We start from the raw sequence: 435 nt of genomic DNA, 5'->3' as shown, positions 1-435 counted from the left end.
GCACGTTGGACCAGCCGGTGGGCGAGGGCGAGAACGAGATCGACCTGCCGTTCACAGTTGAAGTGACCGATGGCGATGGCTCGACGGCCAGCACAACCTTCCACATCTCGGTCGTCGATGACGTGCCGGTTGCGGTGGATGATGCGACGCTGACGCTGGAAGAAGGTGGCAACACGGTCACCGGCAATGTGATGGGCAACGACACGGAAGGGGCCGATGGCGCTGAAGTGACATCCTTCACCTATACCGATGAGACGGGCGCAGAACAGACCGGTGCGGTTGGTGTTGAGGTCAACACGCAGTATGGCGCGCTGACGGTACAGGCGGACGGGTCGTTCACCTATACCAGTGACGCGGGCGAGACGCATACGGATGGTGCGCCGCTGTTGGATGCGTTCACCTATACGATCACGGATGGGGATGGCGATACGTCCT

Annotated in this window: 1 protein-coding gene; it reads left to right on the top strand. The window is 61.1% G+C overall.

Features of this window, described 5'->3' with window-relative positions; translation table 11 throughout:
• The coding region (locus ACOSDR_RS20215) for an Ig-like domain-containing protein (RefSeq protein WP_420732345.1) at positions 1–435 on the top strand (435 nt) is incomplete at both ends.

The sequence above is a fragment of the Hwanghaeella sp. 1Z406 genome (assembly GCF_048892425.1).
Classification (GTDB): domain Bacteria; phylum Pseudomonadota; class Alphaproteobacteria; order UBA8366; family Aestuariispiraceae; genus Pacificispira.
This window is presented reverse-complemented; position numbering and strand designations above follow the sequence as displayed.